The 6848-nt window shown below is 73.1% G+C and carries 7 protein-coding genes and 1 pseudogene; 7 read left to right on the top strand and 1 reads right to left on the bottom strand.

Annotation, left to right across the window (positions count from 1 at the left end; genetic code table 11):
• Positions 1 to 171, top strand: a pseudogene (locus G3I41_RS36900) (1-acyl-sn-glycerol-3-phosphate acyltransferase); the annotation flags it as partial.
• Positions 172 to 181: 10 nt separating this feature from the next.
• Here G3I41_RS36900 and dhbC read toward each other — a convergent pair.
• Positions 182 to 1378: an isochorismate synthase DhbC gene (gene dhbC, locus G3I41_RS18265; RefSeq protein ID WP_164401287.1), complete on the bottom strand. Its 1197-nt coding sequence runs from the start codon at positions 1376 to 1378 to the stop codon at positions 182 to 184.
• Positions 1379 to 1855: 477 nt separating this feature from the next.
• Between dhbC and G3I41_RS18260 the strand changes: the two genes are divergently transcribed.
• From G3I41_RS18260 to G3I41_RS18235, 6 genes are all read left to right on the top strand, one after another.
• Complete coding sequence (locus tag G3I41_RS18260) at positions 1856 to 2095, top strand: phosphopantetheine-binding protein (RefSeq protein ID WP_164401286.1); 240 nt, start codon at positions 1856 to 1858, stop codon at positions 2093 to 2095.
• The gene (locus G3I41_RS18255) at positions 2092 to 2961 is read left to right on the top strand and encodes a siderophore-interacting protein (protein ID WP_164401285.1); all 870 of its coding nucleotides are present in this window, start codon (positions 2092 to 2094) and stop codon (positions 2959 to 2961) included. The genes G3I41_RS18260 and G3I41_RS18255 overlap by 4 nt, the downstream gene beginning before the upstream one ends.
• A 94-nt stretch (positions 2962 to 3055) precedes the next feature.
• A complete protein-coding gene (locus G3I41_RS18250) occupies positions 3056 to 4057 on the top strand; it encodes an ABC transporter substrate-binding protein (protein ID WP_164401284.1) in 1002 nt (333 codons plus the stop codon).
• Positions 4054 to 5073 (top strand): iron ABC transporter permease, encoded by a 1020-nt coding sequence (locus G3I41_RS18245; protein ID WP_164401283.1) that lies wholly within the window; start codon positions 4054 to 4056, stop codon positions 5071 to 5073. Before G3I41_RS18250 ends, G3I41_RS18245 begins: the two co-directional genes overlap by 4 nt.
• A 35-nt stretch (positions 5074 to 5108) precedes the next feature.
• Complete coding sequence (locus tag G3I41_RS18240) at positions 5109 to 6065, top strand: iron chelate uptake ABC transporter family permease subunit (protein WP_343242163.1); 957 nt, start codon at positions 5109 to 5111, stop codon at positions 6063 to 6065.
• Entirely contained in the window at positions 6062 to 6847 is a 786-nt protein-coding gene (locus G3I41_RS18235) for an ABC transporter ATP-binding protein (protein ID WP_164401281.1), read from the top strand. Before G3I41_RS18240 ends, G3I41_RS18235 begins: the two co-directional genes overlap by 4 nt.
• The last annotated feature ends 1 nt before the right edge of the window (position 6848 follow it).

The raw sequence follows: 6848 nt of genomic DNA, 5'->3' as shown, positions 1-6848 counted from the left end.
GGTCTGGCGACCGCCCCGCTGCGGCGCCCTCGTCTGCACGTCCACGTCGGGCCGCCGCTGCGACTCGACGGCGACGGCCCGACGGCCATCGCACAGGCCCGCATCGCCGTCACGGCCGCCTGGCGGACGGCGGCCGCCCGGCTGGGCGAGCCCGCCGCACTCGCCGCGTAGCACGGCGGGTTCAGAGCTCGGCGCCCACCGCGCTCAGGAACGTGCGGAACTTCGCGGCCGTCTCGGCGGTCTCGGCCTCGGGTTCGGACGCGGCGACGACGCCCGCGCCGGCGTAGAGGCGCAGCGTGCGGTCCTCCGCCTCGGCGCAACGGATGGTGACGACCCATTCCCCGTCGCCCCGCGCGTCGCCCCAGCCGACCACGCCCGTGAAGAAGCCCCGGTCGAACGGCTCGGTCTCGGTCAGCACCCGGCGGGCCGTCGCCGTCGGCGTGCCGCACACGGCCGGGGTGGGGTGCAGGGCGCAGGCCAGCGTGAGCGCGGAGGTGTCCGGGTCGCTCAGCGTGCCCGTGACCGTGGTGGAGAGGTGCCACATGGTCGCGGTGCGGATCAGCGTCGGCCGGGGCGGCACGGCCATCCCCGAGCAGTGCGGGGCGAGCGCCTGGTGCACGGCGTCCACGACGACGGCGTGTTCGTGGAGGTCCTTCGCGGACTCCAGGAGCGCGGCGGCGCGGCGGACGTCCTCCGCGAGGTCGTCGCTGCGCGGGGCGGAACCCGCCAGCGGGTTGGCGACCAGCCGGCGGCCCCGGCGGGAGACGAGGAGTTCGGGGCTGGCGCCGATCAGGGTGCGGCCGGGGCCGGTGGGCAGTGCGAAGGTGTAGCCGGAAGGGTCGCGGCGGGCCAGGCGCTGGAGCATGGCGGGCACGTCCAGCGGCGCGGGCGAGGTGAGCTCCAGGGTGCGCGCGAGGACGACCTTGCTGAACTCTCCGCGCCACATCCGCTCCACGGCCGAGGCCACGCCCTTCGCGTAGACCTCCGGTTCGGGCACCGGCCGGATCCGCCAGCCGGGGGAGTCCGTCCCCGGCGAGGGCAGGGCGATGAGGGGGTCGGAGGTGAGCGGCGGGCCGGTGCGCAGCTCGGCGGGCACGCTCAGGGCGGCCGGTTCCGTGTGGTCGAACGGGATCGCGCCCATCACCACCGGCGACGGCTGTCCGGCGTCGGTGGCCTCCGCCAGGGTGTCCGCCACGCGCCGGTCCACCGGTTGTGCGCCGTGCGGGACGTGGAGCGCCGCGCCCCGGGCCAGCAGGGTGCGTCCGGGGGTGGCGAGGAAGCGGGCACCGGGCGCGTAGGCGTCCAGGAGAGAGGTGGCCGCCCCGGTGGCCGGATGGGCCGTGGGTATGGGCGCGGCGACTCGGGATGCCGTCGACACGGGGACTCCGTTTCTCGATGGCCCCGGGGGTGGGGCCAGGGATGAGGATGCGCTGAGGGCTGCGCCGGTTCGGCGCGGCGGCATGCCTGCGGCGGGTCTTCACCCGGAGCAGCACCTACGGTAGGTTAGGTGAGGGTAACCTAAGTTTGACTGTTCGCGCAGGAGGGCGGTGGGGTTCGGGTCATGGATCCGGTGTCCGAACTGCGCCTCGCGGCGGCCTGGTTGGCGGGCGGGGTGCCCGTGTCGCGCGTGTCGATGTTAGGTTAGCCTTGCCTCGGCCTGAGGGGGGACTGTGGTCGATTCCGCAACCCTTCGCCGAGGGCGCCGTGCCCCGTCGGCGGGCCGGGCCGCACGTTCGCGCGCCCTGTGAACGTCACCGCCCTGGGCGGCTGTTCGCGCGCGTCACGCCGGGCCCCGCAAGCACCGTCACTTCCGCTCCGACCCGTCGTCGGCGCCCACCCACCAAGGAGTACTCGCATGAGTCAGACCTTGTCGCCCGACCGTGTCAGGGCCGACATCGCGGAACTGCTGGGCTGTGAGCCCGGTGAGATCGCGCCCGACGAGAACCTGGTCGACCTCGGTCTCGACTCGATGCGGATCATGGTCCTGGTGGAGCGCTGGCGCGCGGCGGGGGCGACCGCGCTGGAGTTCCCCGACCTCTTCGAGCAGCCCGAACTCGGCCACTGGCAGGCGCTGCTGGCGGGTGGGGCCGCATGAGCCGCACCGATCACCGCGACCGTCATCTGGACCGGATCGCCGAGGTGCGCGCCGGGCTGCACGCCGAGAAGGTCGGCTATCCGATCGGCGTCCGGGAGGCCGAGGTCGTGCGCACGGCCGCCGTCGGCGCGGGCCTGCTGCGGGTGACCCTGGGCGGCCCCGGCACCGAGGGGTTCGAGGCCCATGCCCCGGACGAGCACGTGAAACTGATCTTCCGGGAGCCGGACGGCACCCTGCGGCTGCCCGAGCGGAACGGGGCGATGCTGCGCTGGCCCAGGCCGCTGCCCACCTCGCGCGAGTACACCGTGCGCCGCTACGACCCCGTCGCCCGCGAGATCGACATCGACATCGCCGTCCACGAGGGCGGACTCGCCTCCGACTGGGCCGGCAAGGCGCAGCCCGGCGACACCATCCACGTCGCCGGACCACCCGGCGGCCTGATCGTCCCGCACACCTACGACCGCTACCTGCTCGTCGGGGACCTCACCGCCCTGCCCGCCGTCGCGCGATGGCTGGAAGAGCTGCCGAGGACCGCCAAGGGCTGGGCGTTCGTCGAAGTCGCGGACGCCGGCGAGGAGATCGGACTCTCCGCGCCCGAGGGCGTCGAGGTCCACTGGCTGCACCGCGGCGGCGCGCCCGCCGGCTCCGGGGAAGCGCTGGCCCGGGCCGCGATGTCCGTCGCCGTGCCCGAGGGGGAGCGGGTGTACGTCTGGGTGGCCGGTGAGGCGGGGCAGATCAAGCCGCTGCGCCGCTGGGTCCGGGACGAACTCGGGCTGGACAAGGCCGACTACGACATCACCGGCTACTGGAAGCGGGGCGTCGCGGACTTCGACGAGGACGACCACGACCACGGTCACGAGCACTGATCCACCGCAGGACCGGGTGGCGCGACCTGCGGGTTGTCTCCCCGAAAGGCCATCAAGTAAGGTGAGCCTTACCTAAGTAGCAAGGAGCTTCGGAATGTCCATACGCAGATCGTCCGGCCTGGTCGGCGCCGTCGCGCTGGCCCTCGTACTGGCCGGATGCGGGTCCTCCTCGGACGGCGGGTCGGACTCCGCCTCGGAGAAGACCGAGACCCGGGCGTTCACCGCGGACAACGGCACGATCACGATCCCGGCGAACCCGAAGCGTGTGGTGGCCACCGGCTATGCCGTGCCCGCGCTGATCGAGGCCGACGCACCGCTGGTCGGCATCTCGTCGTGGAAGCGCGGCGAGCCGATGATGAACAAGGAAGACCTCGCCACCTACAAGAAGCTCACCAAGGTGGCGGGCGAGCAGGCGGCCGAGACCAACTACGAGGCCATCGCCGAGGCCGAGCCCGACCTGATCGTCATCGGTGTCCCGGCGCCCGTGCTCGGCGACATCGACATGAAGCGGCTGAAGTCCATCGCCCCCGTCGTGGCGATCGGCCCGAGCCTCCCGTCCGCCTGGCGCGACCTCTCCCGCAAGCAGGCCGACGCGGCCGGCGCGCTGGAGCGGTTCGACGCCCAGAAGAAGGCGTACGACACCAAGGCCGCCGAACTGGCCGCCAAGTACAAGGACGTTCTGCCCAAGCTGAAGCTCGGCCACGTCGGCGCGTACGGTGACGCCGCCAAGGGCACCTTCCAGCGCGAGTTCAACGGCTCCTGGGGCACCAACATCGCCGAGGACCTGGGCGCCACCTACTACGGCAAGGTCAAGAAGCCCGGCCCGGGCTCCCAGGCCGTCAGCGAGTACCCCTCCATCGAGGAACTGCCGGACGCCTTCCGCGAGGCCGACGCGCTGACCTACTCCGTCAGTGCCGACGGCAGCGTCCCGCCGTCCGTCCAGTACGTCCTGGACTCGAAGCTCTGGAAGAACCTGCCGGCCGTCAAGGCCGGCAAGGTCTACCCGTTCCGCTACACCGAGGCCGCCACCTACGGCGAGGCCCTGATGACCCTGGACGCGGTCGACCAGTCGCTCGCTCCGCTGCTGAAGCGGTGACCGTCGCGGGCCGCGCGTCCGCGGCGGGGGACCGGCGGGCCGTCCCGCAGACCGCCCTGCTCATCGGCGGACTGATCCTGCTGGCCGCTCTCGCCGTCCTCAGTATGGGCGTCGGGGCCCGCCACATCGCCCCCGGCGAAGTCGTGCGCGCGCTGTTCGACTACCGCGGCACCGACGACCACGTCATCGTGCGGGACGTGCGGGCGCCGCGCGCGATGCTCGCCGTCGCCGTCGGCGCCGCCCTCGCCGTCTCGGGCGCGCTCATCCAGACGCTCGCCCGCAATCCGCTCGCCGAGCCCGGCATCCTCGGGGTCACCGCGGGTGCCGGGTTCGCCGTCACCATCGGGTCCGCGCTCGGCCTGGCCGCCGGCCAGGCCGGACAGCTCGGTTTCGCCGTGATCGGATCGGCGGCCGCGGCGGTGCTCGTCGCCGCGGTCGGCCGCCGCTCACCGCTGCGCCTGGTGCTCACGGGGGTGGCGCTGACCGCGGTGCTGAGCGGCGTCTCGCTCGGTCTGCGGCTGATGCTCCCCGACACCTTCGACGTGTACCGATTCTGGTCCGTCGGCACGCTGGCCGGTCGCGAACAGGCTCCGCTCGCCTGGCCGTTGACCGCCATCGCGGTCTGCCTCGCCGGTGCGCTGCTGCTGAGCAGGGCCCTCAACGCCCTCACGCTCGGCGAGAACGTGGCGCACACCCTCGGCGCCCACGTCGGCCGCGTCCGGACCGTCACCCTCGTCCTCATCACCGTGCTCAGCGGGGCGGCGACGGCGGTGGCGGGGCCCATCCTCTTCGTCGGGCTGATCGTGCCGCACCTCGCGCGCCGGCCGGCGTCCGGCTCCGTACCCTGGCTGATCGGCTACACGATGGTGCTCGGCCCGGTCCTGCTGCTCGCGGCCGACATGGCCTCCCGCGTCCTGCTCCCGACCGGCGAGGTCCCGGTGGCCATCGTGACCGCGTTCCTCGGCGGCCCCATGCTGATCTGGGCGGTCCGCCGCTACGGGGCGGGGTCGCTGTGAACATACGCGGACTGCGCGCCGAACGCCGCACGGTCGTGCTCGTCGCGGTGCTCGTCGCCCTGATACTGGCCCTCGGCTTGCTCGGGCTGTGCTACGGGGCGTCATGGTCGTCGCCCTCCCGGGTGTTCGCCGTCCTCACCGGCTCGGAGCACTCCGTGGTGATCCGGGACTGGCGGCTGCCGCGCGTGCTCGCCGGCGTCGTCTTCGGCCTGGCACTCGGTGTCGCGGGCGCCCTCTTCCAGAACCTCACCCGCAACCCCATGGGCAGTCCCGACGTCATCGGTCTCGACGCCGGCGCCTACACCGGCGCCCTCGTCGCCCTCACCGTGCTGTCCGGCACCTCCGCCCAGCTGGCCGTCGGCTCCGTGATCGGCGGGCTGGTCGTCGCCGCCGCCATCTACCTGCTCGCGCTCGGACACGGCTTCTCCGGGCTCCGGCTGGTGGTCATCGGCATCGCCGTCAACGCGATGGTGACCGCGATCAACTCGTGGATCGTGCTCCGCGCCGAGCTGGAGGTGGCGATCGCCGCCGTCGGCTGGAGCGCCGGCTCCCTCAACGGCGTCGGCTGGGAGGACCTGGGCATCCCGTTCGCCGTCATCGCGGTGCTGCTGCTCCTGATGACCACCCGGGCCCACGCCATGCACCAGGCGGCACTCGGCGACCCGGTCGCCGTGACCACCGGCGTCGGACTCGACCGGCTGCGGCTGCTGATGGTCCTGGTCGGCGTCGGCTGCACCGCCACGGTGACCGCCGTGGCCGGGCCCATCGCGTTCATCGCGCTGGCCGCGCCGCAGATCGGCCGCCGGCTCGCGGGCGCCGCCGGCATCCCGCTGCTCCCGGCAGCGCTGACCGGGGCGGTCCTGCTCCAGGGCGCGGACCTGGTGGCGCAGATGCTGCTGGCCCCGGTCGCGCTGCCCGTGGGCGTCGTGAGCACCGCGATCGGCGGTTGCTATCTGATCTGGCTGCTGACCAAGGAGGTGAGGCGCGCGTGACCGCACGCCTGACGGCGCGGGAGATCACCCTGCGCTACGGAGACCGCGTCGTGTCCACACGGCTCACCCTCGACATACCCGACGGTGCTTTCACCGCGATCGTCGGCCCCAACGCCTGCGGCAAGTCGACCCTGTTGAGCGCGCTCGTGCGGCTGCTCAAACCGCACGCCGGGCAGGTGGAGTTCGACGGCCGCGAGGTCGGCGCGTTCGGCACCAAGGCGCTGGCCAAGCAGCTCGGCTTCCTGCCCCAGGACCCCACGGCGCCGGAGGACATCAAGGTCCGGCAGCTCGTGGCCCGGGGCCGCTTCCCGCACCAGTCGATGCTGGCCCTGTGGTCGGACGGCGACCAGCAGGCCGTCGACGGGGCCATGGCCGCCGCCGGCGTCGCGGACCTGGCGGACCGGCCCGTACAGGAACTCTCGGGCGGGCAGCGGCAACGCGTCTGGATGGCGATGGTGCTCGCCCAGCAGACGCCCTACCTGCTGCTGGACGAACCCACCTCGTTCCTCGACATCACCCACCAGTACCAACTGCTCGGCCTGCTCGCCAGGCTGCGCAACGAGGGCCGCACCGTCGTCGCGGTCCTGCACGACATCAACCAGGCGTGCCGGTTCGCCGACCACCTGGTGGCCATGAAGGCCGGAGAGGTGGTCGCCGAGGGCGACCCCGCGGACATCGTGGACGCCACGCTGATCAAGGACGTCTTCGACCTGCCCAGCGTGGTCGTCCCGGACCCCGTGACCGGCACTCCGATGGTCGTCCCCACCCTGCAAGGAGAGTAAG

The sequence above is a fragment of the Streptomyces sp. SID9727 genome (genome assembly GCF_010550605.1).
Taxonomy (GTDB): Bacteria; Actinomycetota; Actinomycetes; order Streptomycetales; family Streptomycetaceae; genus Streptomyces.
This window is presented reverse-complemented; position numbering and strand designations above follow the sequence as displayed.

Excerpts from the sequence above, each read along its gene's own strand:
- G3I41_RS18260 (WP_164401286.1), top strand. The coding sequence starts at position 1,856 with ATGAGTCAGACCTTGTCGCCCGACCGTGTCAGGGCCGACATCGCGGAA.
- G3I41_RS18255 (WP_164401285.1), top strand. The coding sequence starts at position 2,092 with ATGAGCCGCACCGATCACCGCGACCGTCATCTGGACCGGATCGCCGAG.
- G3I41_RS18250 (WP_164401284.1), top strand. The coding sequence starts at position 3,056 with ATGTCCATACGCAGATCGTCCGGCCTGGTCGGCGCCGTCGCGCTGGCC.